General features: G+C 63.5%; 26 protein-coding genes and 1 tRNA gene. 21 read left to right on the top strand and 6 right to left on the bottom strand.

From position 1 onward, the window contains the following. Nucleotides 1-61 precede the first annotated feature (61 nt). From dnaX to ACREP4_RS05360, 4 genes are all read left to right on the top strand, one after another. A complete protein-coding gene (gene dnaX, locus ACREP4_RS05345; RefSeq protein WP_431595129.1) occupies nt 62-2,026 on the top strand; it encodes a DNA polymerase III subunit gamma/tau in 1,965 nt (654 codons plus the stop codon). Nucleotides 2,027-2,032: 6 nt separating this feature from the next. After that, a complete protein-coding gene (locus tag ACREP4_RS05350) occupies nt 2,033-2,353 on the top strand; it encodes a YbaB/EbfC family nucleoid-associated protein (protein ID WP_057632248.1) in 321 nt (106 codons plus the stop codon). A gap of 107 nt (nt 2,354-2,460) precedes the next feature. Next, on the top strand, nt 2,461-3,060 hold the full coding sequence (recR, locus tag ACREP4_RS05355) for a recombination mediator RecR (RefSeq protein ID WP_431595130.1): 600 nt from the start codon (nt 2,461-2,463) through the stop codon (nt 3,058-3,060). A 50-nt stretch (nt 3,061-3,110) separates the two neighbouring features. Beyond that, nucleotides 3,111-3,461, top strand: a complete 351-nt coding sequence (locus tag ACREP4_RS05360; RefSeq protein ID WP_431595131.1) for a histidine triad nucleotide-binding protein — start codon at nt 3,111-3,113, stop codon at nt 3,459-3,461. A 256-nt stretch (nt 3,462-3,717) separates the two neighbouring features. Here ACREP4_RS05360 and ACREP4_RS05365 read toward each other — a convergent pair whose 3' ends face one another. The 4 genes from ACREP4_RS05365 to ACREP4_RS05380 are packed head-to-tail and all read right to left on the bottom strand — an operon-like array spanning nt 3,718 to nt 8,083. After that, on the bottom strand, nt 3,718-4,251 hold the full coding sequence (locus ACREP4_RS05365) for a Slp family lipoprotein (protein WP_431595132.1): 534 nt from the start codon (nt 4,249-4,251) through the stop codon (nt 3,718-3,720). After that, entirely contained in the window at nt 4,248-6,203 is a 1,956-nt protein-coding gene (locus ACREP4_RS05370) for a transglutaminase TgpA family protein (protein ID WP_431595133.1), read from the bottom strand. Before ACREP4_RS05370 ends, ACREP4_RS05365 begins: the two co-directional genes overlap by 4 nt. Continuing rightward, a complete protein-coding gene (locus ACREP4_RS05375) occupies nt 6,200-7,156 on the bottom strand; it encodes a DUF58 domain-containing protein (RefSeq protein WP_431595134.1) in 957 nt (318 codons plus the stop codon). Before ACREP4_RS05375 ends, ACREP4_RS05370 begins: the two co-directional genes overlap by 4 nt. Next, a complete protein-coding gene (locus tag ACREP4_RS05380) occupies nt 7,157-8,083 on the bottom strand; it encodes an AAA family ATPase (RefSeq protein WP_431595324.1) in 927 nt (308 codons plus the stop codon). It abuts the gene before it with no gap. 63 nt (nt 8,084-8,146) lie between these two features. Between ACREP4_RS05380 and ACREP4_RS05385 the strand changes: the two genes are divergently transcribed. Further along, nucleotides 8,147-9,991 (top strand): glycosyltransferase family 39 protein, encoded by a 1,845-nt coding sequence (locus ACREP4_RS05385; protein ID WP_431595325.1) that lies wholly within the window; start codon nt 8,147-8,149, stop codon nt 9,989-9,991. 72 nt (nt 9,992-10,063) lie between these two features. On the opposite strand, the gene ACREP4_RS05390 is transcribed toward ACREP4_RS05385, so the two are convergent. Next, nucleotides 10,064-10,636, bottom strand: a complete 573-nt coding sequence (locus tag ACREP4_RS05390; protein WP_431595135.1) for a Maf family protein — start codon at nt 10,634-10,636, stop codon at nt 10,064-10,066. Nucleotides 10,637-10,751: 115 nt separating this feature from the next. Between ACREP4_RS05390 and ACREP4_RS05395 the strand changes: the two genes are divergently transcribed. The 16 genes from ACREP4_RS05395 (at nt 10,752) to ACREP4_RS05470 (ending at nt 25,685) form a co-directional block, all read left to right on the top strand. Then, nucleotides 10,752-11,261 carry a YceD family protein gene (locus ACREP4_RS05395; protein WP_431595136.1) on the top strand — a complete coding sequence of 170 codons (510 nt, stop codon included), beginning with the start codon at nt 10,752-10,754 and terminating at the stop codon, nt 11,259-11,261. Nucleotides 11,262-11,367: 106 nt separating this feature from the next. After that, complete coding sequence (gene rpmF / locus ACREP4_RS05400; RefSeq protein WP_269790360.1) at nt 11,368-11,565, top strand: 50S ribosomal protein L32; 198 nt, start codon at nt 11,368-11,370, stop codon at nt 11,563-11,565. 89 nt (nt 11,566-11,654) lie between these two features. After that, the gene (locus ACREP4_RS05405; protein ID WP_431595137.1) at nt 11,655-12,620 is read left to right on the top strand and encodes a beta-ketoacyl-ACP synthase III; all 966 of its coding nucleotides are present in this window, start codon (nt 11,655-11,657) and stop codon (nt 12,618-12,620) included. Nucleotides 12,621-13,192: 572 nt separating this feature from the next. Continuing rightward, nucleotides 13,193-14,137 carry an ACP S-malonyltransferase gene (gene fabD / locus ACREP4_RS05410; protein ID WP_431595138.1) on the top strand — a complete coding sequence of 315 codons (945 nt, stop codon included), beginning with the start codon at nt 13,193-13,195 and terminating at the stop codon, nt 14,135-14,137. A 78-nt stretch (nt 14,138-14,215) separates the two neighbouring features. Further along, nucleotides 14,216-14,959, top strand: coding sequence for a 3-oxoacyl-ACP reductase FabG (gene fabG, locus ACREP4_RS05415; protein WP_431595139.1), 744 nt, complete (start codon nt 14,216-14,218; stop codon nt 14,957-14,959). Between the two features lie 149 nt (nt 14,960-15,108). Further along, a complete protein-coding gene (gene acpP, locus ACREP4_RS05420) occupies nt 15,109-15,348 on the top strand; it encodes an acyl carrier protein (protein ID WP_054659808.1) in 240 nt (79 codons plus the stop codon). A 124-nt stretch (nt 15,349-15,472) separates the two neighbouring features. Further along, complete coding sequence (gene fabF, locus ACREP4_RS05425) at nt 15,473-16,735, top strand: beta-ketoacyl-ACP synthase II (protein WP_431595140.1); 1,263 nt, start codon at nt 15,473-15,475, stop codon at nt 16,733-16,735. 239 nt (nt 16,736-16,974) lie between these two features. After that, nucleotides 16,975-18,330, top strand: coding sequence for an aminodeoxychorismate synthase component I (locus tag ACREP4_RS05430; RefSeq protein ID WP_431595141.1), 1,356 nt, complete (start codon nt 16,975-16,977; stop codon nt 18,328-18,330). A 70-nt stretch (nt 18,331-18,400) separates the two neighbouring features. Then, nucleotides 18,401-19,459 (top strand): endolytic transglycosylase MltG, encoded by a 1,059-nt coding sequence (gene mltG / locus ACREP4_RS05435; protein ID WP_431595142.1) that lies wholly within the window; start codon nt 18,401-18,403, stop codon nt 19,457-19,459. A 34-nt stretch (nt 19,460-19,493) separates the two neighbouring features. Then, a complete protein-coding gene (locus ACREP4_RS05440; RefSeq protein WP_431595143.1) occupies nt 19,494-20,453 on the top strand; it encodes a DNA polymerase III subunit delta' in 960 nt (319 codons plus the stop codon). Further along, on the top strand, nt 20,450-20,803 hold the full coding sequence (locus tag ACREP4_RS05445; protein WP_431595144.1) for a PilZ domain-containing protein: 354 nt from the start codon (nt 20,450-20,452) through the stop codon (nt 20,801-20,803). The genes ACREP4_RS05440 and ACREP4_RS05445 overlap by 4 nt, the downstream gene beginning before the upstream one ends. A 62-nt stretch (nt 20,804-20,865) precedes the next feature. Beyond that, nucleotides 20,866-20,940: transfer RNA gene (locus tag ACREP4_RS05450), tRNA-Val, on the top strand. Nucleotides 20,941-21,315: 375 nt separating this feature from the next. Then, nucleotides 21,316-21,780, top strand: coding sequence for a hypothetical protein (locus ACREP4_RS05455; protein ID WP_431595145.1), 465 nt, complete (start codon nt 21,316-21,318; stop codon nt 21,778-21,780). A 176-nt stretch (nt 21,781-21,956) separates the two neighbouring features. Beyond that, a complete protein-coding gene (locus tag ACREP4_RS05460) occupies nt 21,957-22,343 on the top strand; it encodes a hypothetical protein (RefSeq protein ID WP_431595146.1) in 387 nt (128 codons plus the stop codon). 418 nt (nt 22,344-22,761) lie between these two features. After that, complete coding sequence (locus ACREP4_RS05465; protein ID WP_431595326.1) at nt 22,762-23,730, top strand: DUF4105 domain-containing protein; 969 nt, start codon at nt 22,762-22,764, stop codon at nt 23,728-23,730. After that, entirely contained in the window at nt 23,727-25,685 is a 1,959-nt protein-coding gene (locus ACREP4_RS05470) for an esterase/lipase family protein (RefSeq protein WP_431595147.1), read from the top strand. The genes ACREP4_RS05465 and ACREP4_RS05470 overlap by 4 nt, the downstream gene beginning before the upstream one ends. An 81-nt stretch (nt 25,686-25,766) precedes the next feature. Here ACREP4_RS05470 and ACREP4_RS05475 read toward each other — a convergent pair whose 3' ends face one another. After that, nucleotides 25,767-26,174 (bottom strand): hypothetical protein, encoded by a 408-nt coding sequence (locus ACREP4_RS05475; RefSeq protein ID WP_431595148.1) that lies wholly within the window; start codon nt 26,172-26,174, stop codon nt 25,767-25,769. Between the last annotated feature and the right edge of the window lie 22 nt (nt 26,175-26,196).

Consider the following 26,196-nt stretch of genomic DNA (forward strand, 5'->3'; position numbering starts at 1 on the left):
TGGGTGCTGGCGGACGGGTGGGGCATGGCACAATGGGCGCTCGAATGAAGACGGTTGCCTGATGTCCTATCTCGTCCTTGCCCGCAAGTGGCGTCCGAAGCGTTTTGCCGAGCTGGTGGGCCAGGAACACGTGGTCCGTGCGCTGAGCAATGCGCTGGACAGTGGCCGCGTCCACCATGCCTTCCTGTTTACCGGCACCCGCGGTGTCGGCAAAACCACCATTGCCCGCATCTTTGCCAAGTCGCTGAACTGCGAGCAGGGCACCAGCGCCGACCCGTGTGGCCAGTGCCGGGCCTGCCTGGATATTGATGCCGGTCGCTATATCGACCTGCTGGAAATCGACGCCGCATCCAATACCGGTGTGGATGACGTGCGCGAGGTGATCGAGAACGCCCAGTACATGCCCTCGCGTGGCAAGTACAAGGTTTATCTGATCGACGAAGTGCACATGCTCTCCAAGGCGGCGTTCAATGCGCTGTTGAAGACACTGGAAGAGCCGCCGGAGCATGTGAAGTTCCTGCTGGCCACCACCGATCCGCAGAAATTGCCGGTCACGGTGCTCAGCCGCTGCCTGCAGTTCAACCTCAAGCGCTTGGATGAGGAGCAGATCCAGGGGCAGATGAAGCGGATCATGACCGCTGAGGAAATCGAGTTCGACGACAGCGCCATCGTGCAGCTGGCGCGCGCGGCCGATGGCTCGCTGCGCGACGGCTTGTCGCTGTTGGACCAGTCCATCGCCTATGCCGGCGGTGCGCTGCGTGATGATGTAGTGCGTGCGATGTTGGGCACGGTGGATCGCACGCAAGTGTCGGCCATGCTCGATGCGCTGGCCGATGGCGACGGCAGCCGCCTGTTGCAGGTGGTGGCCACGCTGGCCGAGTTCTCGCCGGATTGGAGTGGCGTGCTGGATGCATTGGCCGAAGGCCTGCATCGCATCCAGGTGCAGCAGTTGGTGCCGGGCGCCGTGGTGCCGGGTGAAGGCATTGACTCGGTCGCCTTCGCACAGCGGTTGCGCCCGGAAGTGGTGCAGCTCTGGTACCAGATGGCGCTGAGTGGCCGCCGCGATCTACACCTTGCGCCGAGCCCGCGTGCCGGCTTTGAAATGACCGTGCTGCGCATGCTGGCGTTCCGCCCATCGGGCGCGGTGCCTGCGGTGCCGGAAGGCTCGGGTCAGGGCGCTGGCGCCGGTGGTGTTGCGGCGGTTGCTTCCGGAGCGGGGGTTGCTGCCTCTGCTGCAGCCAGCCCGGCTGCGGTTGCCAAGTCTGCCGAAGTGGCTCCCAAGCCGGCCGTTGTTGCGCCGGTGCAGGCGCCGGTCGAAGTGGCTGCACCTGTGGCCGAGGTTGTGCAGAAAATGCCGGCCCCGATGCCGCAAGCCCCCGCACCTGTCGCCTCCGCTGAAAAGCCGCGCGCTGCTGCCGACGATCTGCCGCCTTGGGCGATAGAAGCCGCCGACGCCAGCGCACGCGATGAAGCCATGGCCATGGAAATGGCGGTGTCGGACATCGAGCCAGAATCTGCGCCCGAACCGACACCGACCAACGCCGCGCCGGTAGCGCCCGTCGCAACCGCTCCCGCAGTTGCGCCTGCCCGGCCGAGTGGCATCGCCATCGAACCGAACAAGCCGGTTGCAGGTCGCGCGCTGGAAAGCGCCGAGCAGTGGCTGGATCTGGTCGATGACAGCGGTTTGTCTGGCCCGTCGCGTGAGCTGGCGGCCAACTGTGCTTTCGTCAGTTATCAGCACGGCGTGCTGCGTCTGGGCTTGCTGCCGGGTTTTGAATACCTGCAGTCCGAGCGCGCGCTCACTGCGCTGGCGCAAGCCTTGTCACAGGCGCTGGGCAGTACGCCCAAAATCGTGATTGAAACCGGCAACGTCCAGGCCGAGACGTTGCACGAGCGCGCTGACCGTCAGCGCGGTGAACAACAAGTTGCGGCCGAAGCCGTCTTCATGGCCGACCCGCAGGTGCAGCAGCTGATCCAGCAGGGCGCCCGGGTTGTGGCCGATTCCATCCGTCCATTCAAAGAGTAAGCAACCATGCGCGGCAATATCGCCCAAATGATGCAGCAGGCCCAGAAAATGCAGGAAAACCTGCAGAAGGCCCAGGAAGAAATCGCCAAGTTGGAAGTCACCGGCAGCGCCGGTGGTGGCATGGTCACGGTGACCCTGAGCGGCACCAAGGAATGCCGCAAGGTGCGTATCGATCCGTCAGTGCTGTCCGACCAGGAAATGGTGGAAGACTTGATCGCCGCCGCGTTCAACGATGCCGCGAACAAGATCGACACCGAATCGCAGAGCCGCATGGGTTCGGCCACGGCCGGCATGAAGTTGCCGCCGGGCATGAAGCTGCCGTTCTGATGCTGCCGGCGCCGGCCTTGCCCGGTGTCTGCGTTACCCGCGACGCGAAGCCTTCGGGCTTCGCGCGCTTGTTTTGATGAAGAGCGTGCTGTGATGGATCTGTCGCGATGAGCGTGCCGCTGCTGGAACAACTGATCGAAGCGTTCCGTGTGTTGCCGGGCGTCGGCCAGAAGACGGCGCAGCGCATGGCTTACCATGTGCTGGAGCGCGCCCGCGATGGCGGCCAGCGTCTGTCCGAGGTGCTGGCCGAGGCCATCGAAAAGATCGGCCATTGCGCGCAATGCCGGGATTTCAGCGAAACCGAGGTGTGCCCGGTGTGCGCCAGCGCCAGCCGCGAGCGGCAGATGCTGTGCGTGATTGAATCACCTGCTGATCGCCTCGCCATTGAACATGCCACCAGCTATCGCGGTGTGTACTACGTGCTGCAGGGGCGGTTGTCGCCGCTGGACGGCATCGGCCCGCGCGAATTGGGCCTGGACAAGCTGGAAGCCCGTTTGGCCGAAGGCGAAGTCACCGAGTTGATCATCGCCACCAATTCCACCGTTGAAGGTGAAGCCACCGCGCATTACCTGGCGCAGCTGGCACGCCGCAACAACGTGCGTCCCAGCCGCTTGGCGCAGGGGCTGCCGCTCGGCGGCGAGCTGGAATATGTGGATCGCGGCACCTTGTCGCATGCATTCGGCAGCCGCAGCGAAATCAGCGAATAGTTGCGGCAGGGCGGTAAGCTGTAGGCCGTTTTCGCCAAGTGAGCCGTCGCATGACCGACACGATTTTCGGCAAGATCATCCGCCGCGAGATTCCCGCCAACATCGTCTACGAAGACGAGGACGTGCTGGGCTTCAAGGACATTGCCCCGCAGGCGCCGGTGCATGTGCTTTTCATCCCGAAGAATGAAGTGATCCCGACGCTGGATGATCTGCAGCCGTCGCAGGCGCATTTGATCGGCAAGCTGGCCTTGGCCGCAGCCGAGTACGCGCGGCAGCAGGGGCTGGCGCAGAACGGCTACCGCATCGTGATGAACTGCCGCGAAGATGCCGGGCAGACCGTGTTCCATATCCATCTGCATCTGTTGGCCGGCGCGCCGCTGGGGCATTTCGGCGCGGCGTGAGTGCGCTGGATGTGTGAGAGAGAACGCCGCCTTCGGGTGGCGTTTTTTTGTTTGTGGGAGCGGCGTTTTCGCAGGAGCGGCTTCAGCCGCGAAGCTGGCGCTGCGTCAGCGCCGGGTTTAGGGGATTATTCGGAAGCTGCAGGATTTCGCGGCTAAAGCCGCTCCTACGTGATGGCTTGGAGTGCTGCGGGGTTTGATTGCTGGAAACAAAAAACGCCGCCCATTGGGCGGCGTCTTCGTTATGCGTTGCGCCGGCTTACCACCAGCCGCCGCGCCAACCCCAGCCCCAACCCGGGCCGGGACCCCATGCCGGGCCCCACGGGCCGTAGGGATACGCCGGGACCACATCCACTTCGCGCTGCACCGGCCACAGGTACACCACGTCAGCGGCGATCTTGGGCAGCGGATAGTCGTACTCGCCGATCTTGGTGGTCTGGTAGCCGTCGATGCGACCGATGAAGGTCACGTCGCGGCCGGGCTCGAACACGGCCGGGTCGTAGAAGCCGGCGCGGCAGGCGATGAAGCGGCCATCGCTGGCGTCCGAAGCGGTGTTGCTCGGGCGGCCACTGCCGGTGAGCGGGCGGGCGATCATCTGGAAGCAGGTTTCACCCTGCGCCGGCATCGTTTCAATGATGCGGCCGCCCCAACGGACCGGCGTACCGGTCTGCTTCTGCGCAACCGAGTCACGCGGCGACACCGGGCTGAACTGCCCCTGCAGCGGTTTGGGGGCGGTGGCACAGGCAGCCAACGTCAAGGTGGCGGCAAGGGTAATGAGAATGCGGGTGTTCATGGTCGTGCTCCGGGTCTCGGGCGATGCCTGTGCAGGTCAGCCAATAATGAAACGGGGTCGAACGGGGCGCCAGCGTATCGCGCATCGGTGAAACGCTGGCTGAGTGTCAGCAGACCACTGCCTGGGTGGCGAAGTTCCACGCGCCGGGCCCAATCGTTGGCCGATTCGTGGGGTTCGCGGCCCAGGCCGAGGCGCGCATAGCGGCGATCCAGTCGATGCCAGGCGCGCAGCAGCGGGTCGCGCTGGCGCTCGCCGCGCGCCAGCAGCCAAGCCATCAGGCCCAGCGCCAGCACGGCGAAGCCGCCGAACAGCGCGATCAATTGTGATGGTGTCAGCCGCTCAATGCCGAACGGGCGCAGCAATTGCTGCTGGCGATTGGCATCGAAGGACAGGAACGCGGTGTTCCAGCCGCGGCGCATCCAGTCGCCAAACTGCTGGATGCTGTCCCAGCGGCCGGCCAGGTCCAGTCCGCCAGCGTTACCTTGGTCGAGCCGGTCTTCCAGCGTGTCGTAGATGCGCTCGGGGGCGACGGCGGCGGTGGGGTCCACGCGCACCCAGCCGCGTCCGGCCAGCCACACTTCGGCCCACGCATGTGCGTCCATCTTGCGCACCACCCAATAGTCGCCATAGCGGTTGCGCACGCCGCCGGCATAGCCGGTCACCACGCGCGCCGGGATATCAGCGGCGCGCATGAGCACCACGAATGCGGAGCTGAAGTGCTCGCAGAAGCCGGCTTTCTGGTCGAACAGGAATTCGTCCGCGCCGTGGCGGCCGGCCAGCGGCGTGGACAGCGTGTAGGCGAACTCGCGGTGAATCCATTCCAGGCTGCGCTGCACGATGGCCGCGTCGTCCTGGCCGGCGTCGGCGCGCCATTGTTTGGCCAGCGCCCGCGTGCGCGGGTTGAAGCCGTCGGGTAGTTGCAGGGTTTGTCGGCGCAGTCGTTCGGGTAATTCCGACTGGAAGCTGCGCGGTGGCGCTGATTGCATCCGCCAGCGGGTCAGGGCGGTCAGCGAGCGGTTGCTGCTGAGGCTGTAGTCGGCATCCAACTGGCTGTCGGCCGGGGCGGACAAGGGCAGGTCGAGCGCGACGAGCTGGCGGTTGTCGCTGGCCTCGTATTCGATCAGGTAATCCCAACGCACCTGGCCGGCCTCGAATGCGCTCGGTGCGATGCGTTGCTGGCGGTTGGAGCGGGTCCACGTGCGTCCATCGAAGCGAGTCAGCACCGGGCCGCGCCAGTAGCGTTGTTCGGGCGCCGGCACCGGGCCGAAGAACTGTGCGCGCAGGGCCGGGCTGTCGTCGGCCATCAGGTCGATCCAGGCGCCGGGTTCCATGCGGTCGGACAGCCCGGGGCGGCTGACCACGCGGTCCGGAATGCCCCACAACGGGCTGCCCAGGCGCGGCACCAGCCAGAACGCGGACAGTGCCAATGGCAGTGCAAGCAGCATCAGCTTGCCGACCGTTCGCAGTTGCGCGGCGGGCGGTAACGCGGCGACGCCGGCATCATCGTCAGCCAGCCGTTGCAGCGCCAACAGCGCGCAGATCACCGCCGTCGTGGCCAGCAACAAGGTGGTCGGGCCTTGGTCCAGCAGGAAGGCCGCGAACGGGGCGAACAAGGCGAAGCCGAGCAGGCTGCGCGCGTCACGCAAAGTGCGCAGTTCGCTGGATTTGATCGCCAACATCGCCGTCAGCAATGCGCAGCCGGTATCGCGGCCGGGGCTGGCGCCCATCTGCCAATAAATGGTGACCAGCATGGTGGCGATCAGCAGCAGACGCAGCAGCAATGGCACCGGGCGTCGCCAGGACAGCGCGGCGACGATCAGCGCAGTCGCGCCGAAGACGCCCGCCAAAACACCGGGCAATTGCAGCAGCAACGGCAGCAGCGACAGTGCGGTGGTCAGCAGCACCCAGCCACGCGCGTGGCTGCCGAGAGGAGGTGAGGGCAGCCTGCTCATGCGGATGGCAACAAGGCGAGTGCGCGCAGGCACTGGTGGCGATGGGCGTCGCCGACGGCGGGGCCGATGGCCGGATTGCCGGGCAGACGCAATTGATAGCGACGGCCCTCGCGCTCGGCGTCATCCACCCAGCGCGCAAGCCGGGCGATACGGCGTTCGTAGGGCAGGGCGTGCAGTTGCTGCCAGTCGAGCACCAGCTCCGAACCTACCGGGCGTTCGTATTCGCGCACCAGCAAGCCGTCGCGACGCGCGGAGTGTTTCCAGGCAATCGTGCGCAGCGCATCGCCCTTGCGGTAGGCGCGCAGCTGCTGCAGTTCGTCGCCCATTGGATGCACGCGCGTGCGTGTCGAAGTGGTGCCGGTATCGGGCAGCGGTGGCGCGTTGATTTCCGGTGCCGGGTAGACCAGCAACGGTGCGTCTGGCCAGAACCACGACCAGGCACGCACCAGCCCCAGCGGCTGCGTGGTGGCGATGCGGATGCGGGAGATATCCAACCAACCGCGCACCTGCGTGGGCAGCGCGAGGTCGGCCTCGATCTGGCTGTCGACGATGAGATTCACCGTGGCCCGCGCGTCTTCATGGCTGATCTGCAACGCGCGGTGCGGACGGGTGCCGGTGCGTGCAAGTGCCAGCCGCAGCTGGATCGGCGCGCCGGCAGGCACCGGTTCGGCCGAGAGCGCTTCAAGGCGAATGCCGGACAGCTGCAGGTGCGCGTACACCGCGCTGGCCAATGCGGTGGCCGCCAACGCCAGTGCCAGCAGCAGCGCCGGGTTGTTGTTGTAGTTCAGCGCACCGAGCAGCATCGTCGCCAGCAGCCCGGCCAGGAACAGGCCAAAGCCGGTTGGCAGCACATAGATGCGGTGGCGATCCAACTGGGCCGGCAATGCCTCCGGCTGACGCGGACGCGCCAGCCACTGCAAGGACTGCAACCGTTGCCGCAATCGGCCGATCACTCAATCAACCCGCACGCTGTGCAGGATGGCGCGTGCCAGCACCGGGCCGGATGACGACTCGGCCTCGGCCATCAGGCGGTGCCCGGCCACGGCAATGAACAAGGCCTGCACGTCCTCGGGAACGACATGCTTCCTGCCCAGTAACAGGGCATGCGCCTTGGACGCACGCACCAGCGCGATGCCGGCGCGTGGCGACAGGCCCACCTTCACTCCCGGGTGCTGGCGGCTGCGGGTGAGCAGCGCCTGCACGTAGTCGATCAGGGCATCGCTGGCATGGACCTGCTCGACCGCCTCACGCAGCGCCACGATGTCCCCGTCGGACAGACACGGCACGGCGCGGGCGATCAGTTCACGACGGCTGCTGCCGCTGAGCAGTGCGCGCTCGGCCTCGGCATTGGGATAGCCCAGGGTGAGGCGCAGCAGGAAGCGGTCCAGCTGCGAATCCGGCAGCGGGAACGTGCCGGACATATCCACCGGGTTCTGTGTGGCGATGACGAAGAAGGGGTCTGGCAGCGAATGGGTCACGCCGTCGAGCGTCACCTGCTGCTCGGCCATCGCTTCCAGCAGCGCGCTTTGCGTGCGCGGTGGCGCGCGGTTGATTTCATCGGCCAGCAGCACGTTGCAGAACACCGGCCCCGGATGGAACTGGAAGTTGCGGCTGTGCGCTTCATAGATCGAAATGCCCAGCACGTCGGCTGGCAGCAGATCCGAGGTGAACTGCACGCGCTGGAACTGCAGGCCAAGGCTGGATGCCATGGCGTGCGCCAGCGTGGTTTTGCCCAAACCGGGTAGATCTTCAATCAGCAGATGTCCACCGGACAGCAGCGCGACAAAGGCCAGCCGCACTTCCTGCGCCTTGCCCAGCAGCAGGGAGTTGACCTGCTCCTGTGCCCTCTGCAATGACAGCAACGTGACATCGGTTAGCATTCCGGCAGGCACCACGGTCATGGTTGTCTCGTTATTCAAAGTCAGGGGGAAGTGTAAGTGGCAATCCAGGGTGAGCAACGCGCATACCTTACGTTCCTTGTGCTGTGGGCGTTGGTGACGACGATCAAGGTGCTGGTGGCGTCACAGTTGCCGCTGTTTGTGGACGAATCTTTCTACTGGCAGGAAGGGCAGCATCTGGCTGCCGCTTACTCCGATCTCCCCGGTTTGACGGCGTGGTTGACGCGCCTGGGTGTGGAGATCGTCGGTGACAATCGCCTCGGTGTGCGCCTGCCGTTCCTGTTGATGGGCGCGCTGCTGCCGTGGTTGATTGCCCGCATCACGACCCGCTGGTTTGGTGGGCGTATTGGTTGGCAGGCAGGTGCGCTCACGCTGCTGATGCCGCTGTCGGCCACCCTGGGCATTCTTGCGGTGCCGGATGTGCCGATGGCGCTTGCCGCCGTGCTGTGTCTGGATGCCGGCGCGCGTTTGCTGCGCAATGTGGATGCCGGCGGTGCCCTGATTCTGGCGCTGGGTTTGGCGATTGGTGCGCTCAGCCATTACCGCTTCATCGGCGTGATCGGCATGGGCTTCATCGCCCTGATGTTGTTGCCCGAAGGCCGTCGCGTGCTGCGTGATCCGCGTGTGTGGATGGCGCTGGCGGCCGGCATTTTTGCCTGGTTGCCGCTGTTGGCCTGGAACCTGGACAACCAGGACGCAGGCCTGAAATTCCAGGTGATGGAGCGCCATCCGTGGATGTTCCATGGCGAAGGCCTGCGTTTTCTGTTGATCCAGCCGCTGATGGTCACGCCGGTGTTGTTCGTGGCGATGGCGGCGGTGGCGATCAGTGGCCTGCGCAAGGCGCAAGGTGGTTTCCATCATGTGCAGTGGCGCTATTTCGCCCTGGTTGGCGCGACCTCGATGTTGCTGATTTTCGTGCTGGGCTTCTTCACCGATGTGGAGCGCATTAGCTTCCATTGGCCGCTGCCGGGCTATCTGGCGCTGCTGATTGGCGTGCCGCTGATGCTCAATCGCTGGCCGCGTTTCTGGCGCCGTTGTGTCTGGGTGACTGCTGCTATCGGCTTGGTCTGTGCGATGAGCTACTACGTGGTGGTGTCGGTGCCGACGTTGCGTGAGCAGTTGGCTGGCAGCAAGTATTACCCGCGCAACTTCGCCGGCTGGCAGCCACTGGCCGAAGCGGTGCGCGAAGAACTGGCAGACATGCCGGGCGACACCACGGTGCTGGCGGACAGTTTCAAAGTGGGCGCGGAGCTGGGTTTCCGGCTCAACGATCCGTCGATCAAGGTGCTGCCGCACGCGCTCAATGATCGCCACGGCCGCACTGCGCAGCTGGCGCTGTGGGGCATGCTCAGCAAGGGCGAACGCGCCGGCCCGCAGTTGTTGGTGCTGGCGCCGAGCGACCCGCGTTATCGCGATCTGCTCGCGCGTTATCACCAGGTCTGCGAACTGGTCGGGCCACTGCCGCCGCCGCGTGTGGTGTCACTGGATCATGGTTTCCAGCGCTTCCTGTTGTTCCGCTTGCCCGCGCAGAAACAGTCCGGCCCATGTGTGACGCCAGCGATGGCCTGGGTCGATGTACCGGTGGCCGGTGCGGTCGTCGCCAACACGTTGGATGTGTCCGGTTGGGCGTTCAAGGACGGCGTCGGGCTGTCGCGCGTGGAGCTGCTGCTGGACGGGCGCAGCGTCGGCGATGCGACCTACGGCCGTGATTTCGACATCCGTGCCGCGTGGCCGGGCACCAACGACCCGCGTCATCCGCATGTGGGGTTTGATGGGCAGGTCGATGTCAGTGGCCTCGCGCCGGGCAAGCATTGGCTGGGCCTGCGCTTGCATGGCGCCGACGGCAGCGTCGAGCAGTGGGCCGAGCAACCGTTCGTGGTTGAGCGTTGAGCGTGCTTGCCACGCTCCGGTGATGTTCTGTGCGCGCCGTCTGTTTGAACGGCGCACGTTGGCAAGGTCGATTCAGGGCAACGGGTAGCCGGCTTTTCGCAGCAGCGCTGACAGTTGGATCAGTGGCAAGCCCACCAATGCGGTCGGGTCGCTGCTGTGGATCGCCTCGAACAGGCTGATCCCCAAGCCTTCACATTTGAAGCTGCCGGCGCAGTCCAGCGGCTGCTCGGCGTCCACATAGCGCGCGATTTCAGCGGTTTCCAGCGTGCGGAACTGCACCCGGGTGACATCGCAGGCCTGCAGGTGTTCGCTGCCGTTGCTCAGGCAGATGGCCGTGTGAAAACGGATTTCCTGGCCCGACATCGTCGCCAGCTGCGCGCAGGCGGCGGCGTGGGTGCCGGGTTTGCCGAGCGGGGCGCCGCCGACTTCAGCCACCTGGTCCGAGCCGATCACCCAGCTGCCGGGCGTCTGGCTGGCCACGGCCAGCGCTTTGGCCTTGGCCAGACGCTGTGCCAGCGCGGCTGGGGCTTCGCCAGAAAACGGGGTTTCATCGACCCGTGGCGCCACCGAACTGAACGGCAGCCGTAACCGGGACAGCAATTCGGCCCGATAACGGGAAGTAGAGGCGAGGATCAGGTCTGTCATGTGGGAAAATGCCGCGTCCGGGCGCAGCAGTCTGCTGCCGTCCGCTCCCCGAGACAACGTTGGCTGGCCTTTGGGTTTGACAGCGGCGGGGCTACTCCTTAACATTCTGCAGCTTATGTCCGCGAACGTGCCCGAATTGCTGGATGCTTGGCGGATGGTCGCAGCACGCAGGTGCTTCGACGGCCAGGTGCCTTTGTCCGAATTGACCCGCCTCCAAGGCCTTGTTGCCGATACCGAAGGGCAGTGCACTTATGCGCTGGAATTCGGTCGCGACGACATCCTGCAGGTGGCTTATGTCGAACTGACCATCGAAGCGGCATTGCCGCTGATCTGCCAACGCACCATGCAGCGCTTTCTGCTGCCGGTGTCGATGAAGCAGCGGTTGGGGTTGATCCGCGACGAGGACGAAGAATCGGCGCTCCCGCCCGATTACGAAGCGCTGCTGGTGCCCGAAGACGGCAATCTGCACCCGCTGGAAATGGTTGAGGACGAATTGGTGTTGGCCGTGCCGGTAGTGGCGCTGGCACCGGGAAGCGAGGCAGTCGAACGCGACTGGCCCGCGACCGAAGAAGAACAAAGCAAGGCCAATCCGTTTGCGGCATTGGCGGCGCTGAAGAAACAATAGCGGCCGGTTATCGTCGGCGGTCGCGGCGAAAGCGAGAGTAGTGCTGGACGCTGGCGTCCCGTGCAATTTAACGACGAAGAAAACGAACCGAGTTTGGAGCAATCCCATGGCTGTGCAGAAATCCCGTGTTACCCCGTCCCGCCGCGGCATGCGTCGTGCGCACGACGCTCTGAGCGCAAAGCAGCTGTCCACCGATCCGACCACCGGTGAAGTGCATCTGCGTCACCACATCACTGCTGACGGTTTCTACCGCGGCAAGAAGGTGATCACGACCAAGTCGTCCTCGACCGTCGAAGAAGATTGATTCGTGACGGCCGCCACGTTCGCGTGGCGGCCGCCTCACCGATTCTTCCGGGGCCGCCTTAAGGGCGGCTTCGCGCAACAGGAAACAGCATGAGCAAGCGGATCTACTCCAGGGTCGCGGGCACCGGTAGTTACTTGCCCGAGAAAGTGTTGACCAATGACGATCTGACCAAGATCGTTGACACGACCGATGAGTGGATTGAGTCGCGAACGGGCATCCGTGAGCGGCATGTCGCTGCCGAAGGCGAAACCACCAGCGACCTGGGCTACAACGCCGCGTTGCTTGCGCTGGAAGCGGCCGGCATCGATGCCTCGCAGCTGGACATGATCGTCGTGGGTACGACCACGCCGGATCTCATTTTTCCGTCCACCGCCTGCTTGATCCAGGCGCGCCTTGGCGCGACCGGCTCGTCGGCGTTTGACGTCAATGCGGCATGTTCGGGCTTCATCTATGCCCTGAGCGTGGCCGACAAATTCATCCGTTGCGGTGATGCCAAGCATGTCTTGGTGATCGGCGCGGAAACCCTGACCCGTATCGTTGACTGGACCGACCGCACCACCTGCGTGTTGTTCGGTGATGGCGCGGGCGCTGTCGTGCTCAAGGCCGACGAAGACATGGGCATCCTCAGCACCCACCTGCATGCCGATGGCAGCAAGAAGGAGCTGCTGTGGCATCCGGTCGGCGTATCCACCGGCTTGGACAGGCCCGGCAAGCTGACCATGAAGGGCAACGATGTGTTCAAGTACGCCGTCAAGGCGCTGGACTCGGTCGTTGATGAAACCCTGCAGGCCAATGGCTTGGACAAGTCCGACCTGGATTGGTTGATCCCGCACCAGGCCAACCTGCGCATCATCGAAGCCACGGCCAAGCGCCTGGACATGCCGATGGAGCAGGTGGTCGTGACGGTCGACAAGCACGGCAACACGTCGTCTGCGTCGGTGCCGCTGGCGCTGGATGCGGCGATCCGCTCCGGTCGCGTCGAGCGCGGCCAGTTGCTGCTGCTGGAAGCCTTCGGTGGCGGTTTCACCTGGGGCTCAGCGCTGCTGCGCTACTGATTCATTGTTATTGCCGGCCCGCAGATTGCGGGCGCTGGCGAGTACTTCACACGGGCAGCCAATGGCTGCCCGTTGTCGTTTGTGGGGCTTCATTGGAGATGACTTAAGCACGCTATCCGTTGATGCGGGCCTGGATAGCGTTCGTAGGCCGGGTGTAAATCTGGCTTCGTGGGCTGGGATGAAGCGAAGCGCAATCCCTGCATCACGGTCGGTCGGTAGATGGATTTGTCCGGATGCCCCGGAAGCTGGCGTTGCCCGGGAATAAGCAGGGAGTTGGATGGCGGATTGCTGGGATTGCGCTGCGCTTTATCCCAGCCTGCGTGCGTTATGGCCTACGACCTGCTTTATGTATGCGTGATGCTGGCCGCGAAGCGGGGAAGGTGCCCGACGCATGAATCCGGCGTCGCCGTAAGAGTGAACTCCACACGGGCCTGGCGGCTGGCCGCGCCCGGTAGCAGCAACGGTGATTGCGGCGGCACTTTGCCGGGGCCGGCTGCATACGCGGCAGTACAGACGGGCGGGCGCTTTCGCGCTTATCATGCCCCGCTTCGATTCGTGCAGCAGATGACCGCGTGACTGATTCCCGACTCGCTTTCGTATTCCCCGGCCAAGGTTCCCAGTCTCTGGGCATGTTGGCTGAACTGTCCGAGCTGCATCCGCAGGTCCGTGAGACCTTCGCCGAGGCGTCGGAAGGCGCTGGCGTGGATCTTTGGGCGCTGTCGCAGGGCGGCCCGGAAGAGCAGCTCAACCGCACCGAGTTCACCCAGCCGGCATTGCTGGCGGCGAGCATTGCGGTGTGGCGCCTGTGGAATGCACAGGGCGGCGCAAAGCCGGCGATGCTGGCAGGCCACAGTCTCGGTGAATACACCGCGCTGGTTGCGGCCGGTGCGCTGACCCTGCGCGACGGTGCCCATCTGGTGCGCCTGCGTGGTCAGTTGATGCAGGACGCGGCTCCGGCCGGTATCGGCGCGATGGCGGCGGTACTGGGTGCAGAGGATGCCGTGGTGCTGGACGTGTGCGCCGAGGCAGCAGGCAGCCAGGTGGTGGTGCCGGCCAATTTCAATTCGCCGGGCCAGATTGTCATTGGTGGCGACGCCGCGGCAGTGGATCGCGCGTTGGCGTTGCTGGCTGAAAAGGGCGTGCGCAAGGCGGTGAAGCTGGCCGTCAGCGTGCCGTCGCATACGCCGTTGATGCGCGAAGCCGCCAACCGCTTGGCTGAAGTCATGGCCGGCTTGGATTGGCGTGCGCCGCAGTTGCCGGTGGTGCAGAACGTGGATGCCAAGGTGCATGACGGCGTGGATGCCATCCGTCAGGCGCTGGTACAGCAGCTTTACCTGCCGGTGCAGTGGACCGGTTGCGTGCAGACGCTGGCAGGCAAGGGCGTCAGCCGCGTGGCCGAATGTGGCCCGGGCAAGGTGCTGACCGGCCTGATCAAGCGCATCGACAAAAATATTGAAGGGCGTTCGCTCGCCACCCCGGCTGATTTTGCCGGTGCGCTGGAAGCGTGGGCCAACTAATTCCACTGGGTGCGTTCTGCGCCCGGCCATGATTGAGGGCTGCCCCAGTGGCGGCCTCGCAGCACAAAAGGAAACCGCATGAGCAAGCCATTGCAGGGTGAAATCGCGCTTGTCACCGGCGCCAGCCGTGGCATCGGTGCCGCCATCGCCGACCAGCTGGCCGCGCAGGGCGCCACTGTCATCGGCACCGCGACCACCGAATCCGGCGCTGCCGCCATTGGCGCGCGTCTGGCTGAACTGGGTGGCCACGGCCGCGCATTGAACGTCACCGAGCCGGGCGCGGTGGACGCGTTGATTGACGCGGTGAGCAAGGAATTCGGCGCGATCAGCATTCTGGTCAACAATGCCGGCATCACCCGCGACAACCTATTGATGCGCATGAAGGACGAGGACTGGCAGGCCATCCTCGACACCAACCTGACCAGCGTTTACCGCACCTCCAAGGCGGTGATGCGCGGCATGATGAAGGCACGCAAGGGCCGCATCATCAACATCGCCTCGGTGATCGGTGTGACCGGCAACGCCGGGCAGGCCAATTACGCCGCCGCCAAGGCCGGCATCATTGCCTTCTCCAAGTCGCTGGCCAAGGAAATCGGCAGCCGTGGCGTGACCGTGAACGTGGTCGCTCCGGGCTTCATCGACACCGACATGACCAAGGATCTGCCCGAGGACGCCAAGGCGGCGATGCTCGGCCAGATCGCGCTGGGCCGCCTCGGCGAACCGGCTGACATCGCCCATGCGGTGAGCTTCCTGGCGGGCCCGGCGGCCAGCTACATCACCGGCGAAACCCTTCACGTGAACGGTGGCTTGTACATGCCGTAAGCGTGTGGTGCAGGGACTGCACCCAAGTGGTTGATCGCCGTGACTTTTTGCCAGAATGCATGGGCGCGGCGCTTTCCACTACACTATCCCACGGCCATCACGATGTGATGGCGTCTTTTGATCCACTACTCCATCTGGAGCGATATCCAATGAGCACCATCGAAGAACGCGTCAAGAAGATTGTTGTCGAGCAGCTTGGCGTCAAGGAAGAGGAAGTCACCACCAGCGCATCGTTCGTCGATGACCTGGGTGCCGACTCGCTGGACACCGTTGAGCTGGTGATGGCGCTGGAAGAAGAGTTCGAGTGCGAAATCCCGGACGAAGAGGCTGAGAAGATCGGCACCGTTCAGGCTGCCATCGACTACGTCAAGGCACACGTCAAGGCTTGATTCACGCCTGACAGGACGCGGCCGGCGTGAATCACCAGCCGCGTTGCAAATCCATGGGGCCGCATCTGCGGCCCTGTGCTTTTCACCGCTTCAACCCCCGTGAATGGGGCCAGGAGAATCCGCAATGAGTCGTCGCGTCGTCGTTACCGGCATGGGCATGGTGTCGCCGCTGGGCAATGATCTGGCCAGCAGCTGGGAAGGCATCATCAATGGCCGCTCGGGCATTGGCCCGCTGACGAGCGTTGCAGAGAATTATCTGGAACGTTTCACCACCAAAATTGCAGGTGAGGTCAAGGAGTTCGACATCACCGCCGACAATCCGTTGTTCGGCAAGTTCAGGGTCAGTGGCAAGGATGCCAAGAAGATGGACCCGTTCATTCATTACGGTCTGGGCGCGGCCTTCATGGCGCTGCACGACTCGGGCCTGGAAATCACCGCCGACAACGCTGAGCGCATTGGCGCCATCGTGGGCGCGGGCATCGGTGGCCTGCTGGGCATCGAGGAACAGACCATCGATTTCCACGAGGGCAAGAAGATTTCGCCCTTCTACGTGCCCAAGACCATCATCAACATGCTGCCGGGCCAGCTGAGCATCATCGCCGGCCTGAAGGGGCCGTCGTTCTCGGCGGTGTCGGCCTGTGCCACGTCCAACCATTCCATCGGTACGGCGATGCGCATGATCCAGTACGGCGATGCCGACGTGATGGTTGCCGGTGGCGCCGAGCGCGGCTCCTCGCCGACGGCGCTGGGCGGCTTCTGCGCGATGAAGGCCATGTCCACCCGCAACGACGCGCCTGAAAAGGCCTCGCGTCCGTGGGATAAGGACCGCGACGGCTTCGTGCTGGGCGACGGTGCCGGCATTTTGATTCTGGAAGAGTACGAGCACGCCAAGGCGCGCGGCGCGAAGATCTACTGCGAGCTGGCCGGCTTCGGCGCAAGCTCCGACGCATACCACATGACCGCACCGAGCGAGAACGGCGAAGGCGCCGCCCGCTGCATGGTCGCGGCAATGAAGGACGCAGGCGTGACGCCGGATCAGGTGGGCTACCTCAACGCGCACGGCACCTCGACGCCGCTGGGCGATCTGGGTGAGACCATGGCGATGAAGACCGCCTTCGGTGAGCATGCCTACAAGATGCTGGTCAGCTCGACCAAGTCGATGACCGGCCACCTGTTGGGGGCGGCTGGCGGCGTGGAAGCGATCTTCTCGGTAATGGCGCTGGAAACCGGCATCATCCCGCCGACGATCAACCTGGAAAACCCGAGCGAAGGCTGCGACCTGGATTACGTGCCGAACGTGGCGCGCAAGGCGCAGGTGGACGTGGTGATGTCGAACGGCTTCGGCTTCGGCGGCACCAACGGCACGCTGGTGTTCAAGCGGATCTAAAGGCTTTAAGCCCCTCTCCCGCAAGTGGGAGAGGGGTTGGGGTGAGGGCAGGCGTAGCGGCTTCGTCGAACAGCTCGGTTGGTGACAAAGGTTGTTCATCAAACCGGCGCGTGGCGACGCGTTCTTCAGCACGACGCCTCTGGTTGCACGGAGGCGCCCCTCATCCGCCCTTCGGGCACCTTCTCCCGCCGACGGGAGAAGGGAGCCACCAGCTTTCCCGACTCTTTCCCGGGCCAACGATGCACATCCTTCCCCTGCACGCCGACACCGATTTGCTGGCGCTGCATCGGCTCGCGCCGCATCGCTATTCCGTTCTCTTGGAATCCACTGCGGCCGGCAAGCAAGGCCAGTGGGACATGCTGTTGATCGCCGATGGCGCGCAGCTGCTGCTCAATGCAGACGGCACGTTGCAGCGCGAAGACGGCAGTGCAGTTGAAGGTGATTTCCTCTCGGCACTCGACCGCGACTGGCAGGCGCTGCGCCAAGCCCGCAATCCAATGGAAGCGGAAATTCCGTTCCGTGGTGGCTGGGCGCTGTTGCTCGATTACGAACTGGCCGGCCAGGTCGAACCCATTTTGAATCTGCCGCAGCGCACCGATGGCTTGCCCTCGGCGATCGCGTTGCGTTGCCCGGCGGCAGTGCTGCGCCAGCGCGATAGCGGACGCTGCATTGCCGTCGCCGAAGACGGCAGCGACGCGCTGCTCGCACAACTTCAGCAGGATCTGCGCGACGCCGCGCAGTTGCCCGCATTGCCACGCTGGCAGCCACCGGTTGCCATCGACGAAGACGACGGTCAGCGCTTCACGGATGGTGTGCAGCAGGTGATTGATTACCTGTGTGCCGGCGATGTGTTCCAGGTGAATCTGTCGCGCCGTTGGCAGGCGCAGTTCGACGCGCCGTTGGCGCCGGAAGCCTTGTATGCGCGCCTGCGCACCGCCAACCCGGCACCGTTCGCCGGCCTGTTCACGGCCGCCGGTCGCGCCGTGGTCAGCTCCTCGCCGGAGCGATTGGTGTCGGTGAGTGGCGACGTGGTGCAGACCCGGCCCATCGCTGGCACGCGCCCGCGCTTTGAAGGCGACGACGATGCCGCGCGCATCCAGGAGCTGGTCGGCCACCCGAAGGAGCGGGCCGAGCACGTCATGTTGATCGATCTGGAGCGCAACGATCTGGGCCGCATCGCGGCGCCCGGCAGCGTTGAAGTCGATGAGCTGATGATCGTGGAGAGTTACGCCCATGTGCATCACATCGTCAGCAACGTACGTGCGCGCCTGCGTCCGGACGTGACGCCGGGTGAAGTGATTGCCGCCACGTTCCCGGGTGGCACCATCACCGGTTGCCCGAAGGTGCGCTGCATGGAAATCATCGCCGAGTTGGAGCAGACCGCACGCGGTGCCTACACCGGCGCCTTTGGCTGGTTGAACCGCGATGGCGACATGGACCTGAACATCCTGATCCGTACCGCTGAAGTACAGGGCACGCAGGCGACCTTCCGTACCGGTGCCGGCATCGTGGTGGACTCCGATCCGGACAAGGAACTGGACGAAACCCGGGCCAAGGCGCGTGGTCTGTTGCGGGCGCTGGAGCCTCAACAATGAACGGCCTGCTTGGCCGGCACTGCGGCTGGCGCGGTATCCTGCGCACCGGTTTGATCTGAACGGGGTGACCATGGCGGGTGCCAAGCGTGGATGTCTGGTGGTGCTGGCGATCCTGGTGTTGCTGGTGGCATTGGCGGGCGCCGCTGCGGCCTTGCTGTGGCAACGGCAGGGCAGTTTTGCCGGCACGCCGGTTACGCCGAGTCAGGCCAGTGTCACCGTAGCCTCGGGTGATTCCTTCACCACCGTGCTCGGCAAACTGCGCGCCGCCGGCATTGATGAAGGTCAGGATCTGCAATGGCAATTGCTGGCGCGCCAACTGGATGCGGCCGGCAAGCTCAAAGTGGGTGAGTACGCGCTGGAGCCGGCGCCGACCCCGCGCGAGCTGCTGCGCAACATGCGCCAGGGCAAGGTGCTGCAGTACCGCGTGACCATCGTTGAAGGCTGGAACATCCGCCAGCTGCGCGCCGCGCTCAATCGCGCACAGCCGCTGCAGCACAAGACGGTCGATATGAGTGACGCCGAGCTGATGGCTGCGCTGGGCTTTGCCGAACAACACCCGGAAGGACGGTTCCTGCCGGAAACCTATATCTACCAGCGTGGCGACAACGATCTGGACGTGCTCAAGCGCGCCCATGCCGCGATGGAAAAAGAACTGGCCGCTGCCTGGGCATCGCGCGCGGATGATCTGCCGCTGAAATCACCGTACGAACTGTTGATTCTGGCCTCGATCATCGAGAAGGAAACCGGCCTGGCCAGCGAGCGTCCGCAGATTGCCGGGGTGTTCATGCGCCGCCTGAAAATGGGCATGCGCCTGCAGACCGATCCCACCGTGATCTACGGCATCGGCAGCGCTTACGACGGCAACATCCGCCGCAGTCATCTCACCACCGACACGCCGTACAACACGTACACGCGCGCCGGGCTGACGCCGACGCCGATCGCCATGCCCGGGCGCGATGCGCTGCAGGCCACCGCGCATCCGGCAGCAGGCAATGCGCTGTACTTCGTCGCGGTGGGCGATGGCAGTGGTGCACATGAATTTTCCGCCACGCTGGCCGAGCACAACGCCGCCGTCGCGCGTTACCTGCAGCGCCTGCGCGCGAAACGAAACGAGGCGGCACCAAAATGATCAGCGTGACCAATGAAACGCACGGGCTGTTGGCATGAGTGACGCCTTCGCTCCCTGGCAGCAACGCGCTTACGACCAGACCGTGACGGCACTGGATGCGGGCCGGCTCGGGCACGGCCTGCTGATGTGCGGGCCGGTCGGCATGGGCAAGCGTGCGGTGGCGTTGAAGCTGGCCGCGCATGTGCTCAATCACGGCGTGGACGCGGCGGGCCGCCAGCGCAACGCGCAGCTGATTGCCGCCGGCACCCATCCCGACCTGCAGCTGACGTCCTTCATTCCCAACAAGACCGGCGACAAGCTGCGCACCGAGATCGTGATCGAACAGGTGCGTGAGATTTCGCAGAAGCTGGCGCTCACCCCGCAATACGGCGTGGCGCAGGTGGTGATTGTCGATCCGGCCGACGCCATCAACCGCGCGGCCTGCAACGCCCTGCTCAAGACCTTGGAAGAGCCGTCACCCGGCCGCTACCTGTGGCTGCTCAGTGCCGATCCGGCGCGACTGCCGCAGACCATCCGCAGCCGTTGCCAGCGTCTGGAATTCCGCCTGCCGCCGCGCGACGAAGCGCTGACCTGGCTGCAGGCGCGCGGCTACACCGAAGGCGTGGCACGCGAGGCGCTGGACGCTACGCGCGGGCACCCGGCATTGGCCGGCAAGTGGCTGCAGGGCGACGGCATGGCGCTGCGTCGGCAAGTGGCCAGCGAGCTGGAACAACTGCTCGCCGGCAAGCTGGGCAGCGTCGAACTGGCGCAGCGCTGGACCGGCGACGAACATGCCGACCTGCGGCTGCGCCATGCCGCCGACCTGGCACTGAAGAAAGCTGCCGACGGCTTGACCGATCCGGTGCGATTGAACAAGCTGGCCGCCTGGTTTGACGCTGCCAATCGCACCCGCGACCTGCTGCGCACCACCGTGCGAGCCGACCTTGCCGTGGTGGAGTTGCTGCTGGCCTGGAACGCGGCCAATCCAGTGCAATCCAAGGGGACAATTCGATGAGTGCGATGAACGCCCGCCAAGGCATCCTGTCATTGGCGGTCAAGGACAAGGCGGCGCTGTTCAGCGCGTACATGCCGTTCGTGAAGAACGGCGGCGTGTTTGTGCCCACGCCCAAGCGCTACTTCCTCGGCGACGAGGTTTTCCTGCTGCTGACCTTGCCCGACTCCAGCGAGCGCCTGCCGGTGGCCGGCAAAGTGGTCTGGGTGACGCCGCTGGGCGCGCAGGGCAACCGCCAGGCCGGCATCGGCGTGCAGCTGGCCGACGGCGCCGATGGCGAGGCAGTCCGCAACAAAATCGAGACCTTGCTGGCCGGCACCACCGGCTCGGACAAGCCCACCCAGACGATGTGAAGATTTTCGTGAAAACCGTTGACGTGCTCGCTCAGGCCCCTATAATGAGCGGCTCGCAACACGGGCGGTTAGCTCAGCGGTAGAGCATTGCCTTCACACGGCAAGGGTCACAAGTTCGAACCTTGTACCGCCCACCATCGAAATTTGAGTGTTGCAGACAAAACCGGCGAAAGCCGGTTTTTTCGTAGCTGCACGGTAACTGCAAGTCGCAAGACTTGCCTTCTGGCCGTAGGGCTTCTGTTCTGGGCTTGGCATTTGCTTTTGCCTTGTAACCTCTGGTTCTTGCCCGAAGACCAGTTGAACCGCATCCAAGGGATTCTGACGACAGTTCTATTCTCGGGGTTGGTCGGCGGGTATGCTCGTCGGGTTATGGACAACAAGTCCTCCAGCGGTAGTAAATAAAAAGCCCTGCGGCATGCCGCAGGGCTTTCTTTTTGGGCGACATGAATTAGCCTGTAAGGGTCAGTCCCTAAATATTTCGGGGTAGAGAATCTTTTTTTGAGGAGGCCGTGATGGAACATAATTTTGATAGATTGAAAGCGCACATACTTCCACTCTCTCGGGCCGGAAACTTTGAAGTTGCTCGGCTTGAATGGGATCTTGTAGGTGTGGAGATAACTGAGGAGTTTGATAGTTGCCCATGTGGGCAGGAGATCAAAGAGCATTGCTACATAACGAATCGCGTTACAGGTGAGTCAACTTACGTGGGGAATGTGTGCATCAATCGCTTCATTGGTATCGATACCGGGACCCTGTTCGATGGATTGAAACGTATTGCTAAAGATCCTTATGCAAATGCAAATTACGATGTCATTGAGCATGGGAGGAGAATGAATTACATCTACGAAACGGAGTATGCATTTCTCCTTCAGACGCGGCTCAAGAGAAAACTGTCCGACAAGCAGCTTGAGTGGAAGCGCAAGATAAATCGTCGCATCACTCAACAGATTGTGGTGCAGCGGCGCACCAAGACCTAAAGGTTGGCCTGCTTTGCATTCGCTTGATGACGATATTTAATTGTGTATAGGGCTGTGTGGAGGGGTGTGTGCATCCATTTCATTCTGAAAGTGATCGCAATTACCATGCGTTCGTGGGTTTGTATGTTGGCTGTTGGGCTGGGTTTGAGTATGGCCTCTATCGATTGATTGGCGTAATGTCCATGTTCCTGGGTAAGCCTGTCCCTTCCAGGGCAATTCCTCTTAGTATCAAGATTAAGATAATTCGGGATGTGTTTTCGACTGAGGCCGGCCTTGCAGAAGACATGAGTGAAGCATTGGCCTTGTGCGATTTTGCAGAGGCGGAGGCTGAGTTCCGGCATGCTCTCATACATGGAGTTAATGCCGAGATCCACAAGCGAGATCCTTGGTACACCCTCATATGGCGTCCTGAAAAGTCAGGGGGAAAGCATGAGGCGAGTGACATCCTTCATATCACGGAGAAGGATCTTTACAACCACTACGAGAACGTGGGTTATGCCGGCTTGGCCGCCGTGGGAATAGTTAGTCGCTTGCTTAAGAAGATGGAAGACGGTCTCCAGTAGCTGAAAGCGCTCCTCCCTGTCTTGGCGGCGGCTTTTCTAAGAAAACAAGGGCCAGAGAAAACAAGAGTCAGAGTCAGGCTCTGCTCTGTCCACGAACGGGGGGCTGAGCAACCTGCTGCAGTTTCGCCAACAGATTTCCCTGTGGGACTTCGCTCGGGGCGAGGTCTTCTCACCACCTACCTGAATGCCGGCCTTGCGCCGGTTTTTTTGTTGCCGCTTCACTCCGCTTTCCGCGTCCGGCAGGCTATCTTTGCCGCGGGTCGCTGGCGACCCATTCATTTCGGGCGGCACCGGGGGCAAAAGTGCGCTGGGCCGTGGGGTCTTTTGGGAGAGTGAAGTGGTGAATGTAGGGAAGCGGCGTCTGGGTAGTGTGGTGCGAGGCGTCGGTCGGGTCCTGTTGGCGCTGTTGTGCCTGTGCATGGGGATCTGGGGCGGTTTTGCGTTGTGGTTCCAGTTTCCCGGCGGGCTGGCGGCCAAGGTGGCGGCGGTGCTGGTGTGGTGCGTGCCCAGCATCTGGGCGATCCGCGCGGGCTTTGGGCCGGTGCGGCGCTGGCATTCGCTGGCGGTGTTCGGTGTGTTGTTCGTGGTGATGCTGATCTGGTGGGCGACGATCACGCCGCAGCAGGATCGTGTGTGGGCTGACGATGTCGCCCAGCCGCTGCGTGCGCATATCGAAGGCGACCGGTTGGTGATCGACAACGTGCGCGACTTCCAGTGGCGCACCGAGGACGACTACGACGTGCGTTGGCAGCGGCGTGAATACGATCTTTCGCAGGTGCAGTCGGTGGACATGGTTCTGTCCTACTGGATGGGGCCGACCATCGCGCACACGCTGGTGTCGTTTGGCTTTGCCGACGGCCAGCAGTTGGTGTTCTCGCTGGAAATCCGCAAGGAAAAGACTGAGTCGTTCTCGGCGTTGGGCGGTTTTTTCCGCAAGTTCGAGGCGGTGCTGGTGGCGTCGGATGAGCGCGATATCGTGCGCGTGCGCAGCAATGTGCGTGGCGAAGACGTTTACCTGTACCGGTTGCAGGGATTGAGCCCGGACAAGATGCGCGCGCTGCTGCAGGTCTATGTGGACCGTGCGCAGCAACTGGAGCAGGAGCCGCGCTTCTACAACACGCTGACCAGCAACTGCACCACGGTGGTGTTCGAGTTGATGCGCAGCATCGTTCCCGGCTTGCCGATGGACTACCGCTTGCTGCTGTCGGGTTACCTTGCCGACTATGCCGAGGATATCGGTGGGCTGACACCGGGCGTGCCGTTCGCTCGGCTGCAGCAACTGGGCTATATCAATCCGCGTGCGCTGCGCGCCGGCGATGCTGCCGATTTCTCCCAACAAATACGCGAAGGCGTGCCCGGCATCGCCGTGAAAGGAAACGCTCCATGAGTTTCACCAACGCGCGGATGCGCCAGTTGTTGCCGCTGATCGCGGTCATGGCGTTGCTGTTGTCCAGCGGCTGCGCGATGGTGACGATGAAGCAGGTCACCCCCACCGACCACGTGATGCTCAAGCGTGGCGACATCCTCAACAGCGGCAAGTTGAGTGCGCTGTCGCAGGAGTCGTTGTCGGTGATTGGCTTGACGGCCTCGGCCTGCAGCAAGGATCTTCCCGCCTGCCGCAATACCGTAGCCACGGTAGATGGCCTGCAGAGCGAGCAGCGGCTTTCCACGTTGGCCGAATTGTGGATGGAAGAGGCACTGGCGCTTACGCCAAAGGCCAAGCTGGGCAAGGCGACTGAACTGCCGGCACCGGCGCTGGATGCCTGGCTGGAAACCGCACGCTATTCGTACGCTTACCTGTTTTTCAGCGGCCGCACGCCGGCGCAACGTGCGTTGGAAGACCGGCTGACGCAGGTGCGCGATTACTACAACTACGCAGCCGAGCAGACCGCGTCGGTGGTGTTCCAGCGCACCCGCGCATTGGCGATTGAAGGCCAGGATTTTTCGCTGCCGATGCAGGTGGACCGCTGGACGATCAGTACCAATTTCGACCAGTTGCCGCTGACCAGCATTCCCAAGGACTTGGTGTCGGCGTCGTCGGTGAGCTTTGCGGGGCTGCGCAGCTCGTACCGGCGCGATGGCTTTGGTGCCGAGCTGGTCGTGGTGATGGAGAAGGCTGCACTGACGGTGCCCGTCACCGGCGTTGATACGCCAGTGGAGCTGCCAGTGTTCAGCGAGATGCCGGCGATCAACGCCACGGCGCTGCTGCACTTCAAGGGCGACACGCTGGAGGAAGTGCTGGCCACGCGTGAAATCCGTCTGGAATCCTATTCGCCGGACAGCACCAACACGGTGATGTTGCGCGGACAGGAAGTGCCGCTGGCGGCGAACTTCACCGCCGCGTATGGCGTGTGGTTGGCGCAGTCGGGCTTTGCCAGTGAATCGTTGCGCACCTTGTTTGGCCGTGGCGAAGGCATTCGCGAGCCGCACATCTATTTGATGCAGCCCTACGACCCGAATCGCCGCATCATCTTCATGTTGCACGGCTTGGGCAGCAGCCCGGAAGCGTGGGTGAACCTGGCCAACGAAATCATGGGCGACCCGGAAATGCGCAGGCATTACCAGGTGTGGTCGGTGTATTACCCGACCAACGCGCCGATTGCCTTGAACCGTTACACGGTGAGCAATGCCTTCAACGGCACGTTGAAGCATTTCGATCCGAAGGGCACTGCGCCTGCAACGCACGACATGGTGTTCATCGGCCACAGCATGGGTGGCGTGATTGCGCGGCTGATGTTGAGCAATTCCGGTGAGGTGTTGTGGGATGACGCGTTGACCCGCTTCAAGCTGCATGGCGAGCGTTTGAAACGCGTGGAGACACGGCTCGGGCCGCTGCTGCATTTCACCCCGCAGCCGAATGTGGAGCGTGCGATTTTCATCGCTTCGCCGCACAAAGGCACCGATGCGGCGGGCAATCGACTGGGACGCATGATCGGCAAGTTGGTGCGTTTGCCACTGACCATTCTGGGCAAGTTCGGCGACGTGTTCCTGGCCTTGCAGAATCCGGATGAAGCGGGCAACAAGCCCAAGGAGCCGCGCATCACCACCAGCATCGACAACTTGAAAGCGAGTGATCCGTTCATCGAGAAATCCTCGACCTTGCCGCTGGCGCCGAGCCTGAAGTACCACTCGATCATTGCCAACCGCAAAGCCGACGTGCCAACCGCCGACTCCGATGATGGCTTGGTGCCGTACTGGAGCTCACATCTGGATGGCGCGTTGTCGGAGAAAGTCGTCATCTCCGGCCACAGCGTGCAGGAAACACCGGAAGCGGTGCTGGAAGTGCGCCGCATCCTGCGCGAAGACCTGCACGAAGTAGATGGCGTCGGAAGCGTGCATTGAATCGCGCCGTTGTAGTGCCGAGCATGGCTCGGCACGGCCGACGCATTACAGGAAGGCCACCTTGCGGTGGCCTTCGTTGTTTCAGATTGATGCTTCGATGCCCGGCATCGCCATGCGCGAGCGGGTGAGCACCATGCCGAGGTTGGCGGTGCGGCGGCACACGAACACCATCACGTAGTCCGGGTACAGCTTGCCGCGCATGAAGACGTGGATCAGGTTCTCGCTGTTGACGATGATTTCCTGAAAGTAATGCGCGCCTTCCTGCTCCTGCAGGCCGCGTGCGCGACGGAACATCTGCTCGATGCTGCGGATGTTTGGCCCTTGGTACAGATCGGCGGTAGCGGCGGCGACCAGATCCAGAACTTCGCGCGGATGCGAGTCCACGGTGCGGACCGACAACAGCATGCCGGAGCTGATGTCGACATAGCCGGCGGCGAGGCATTCGGGAATGGAAGCGACGGATTGCTGCAAGGTGCTGTCGAGTGACATGGAGGTTCCTGGGGGAGGGCAA

This window comes from Stenotrophomonas sp., assembly GCF_050737575.1.
Taxonomy (GTDB): Bacteria; Pseudomonadota; Gammaproteobacteria; order Xanthomonadales; family Xanthomonadaceae; genus Stenotrophomonas.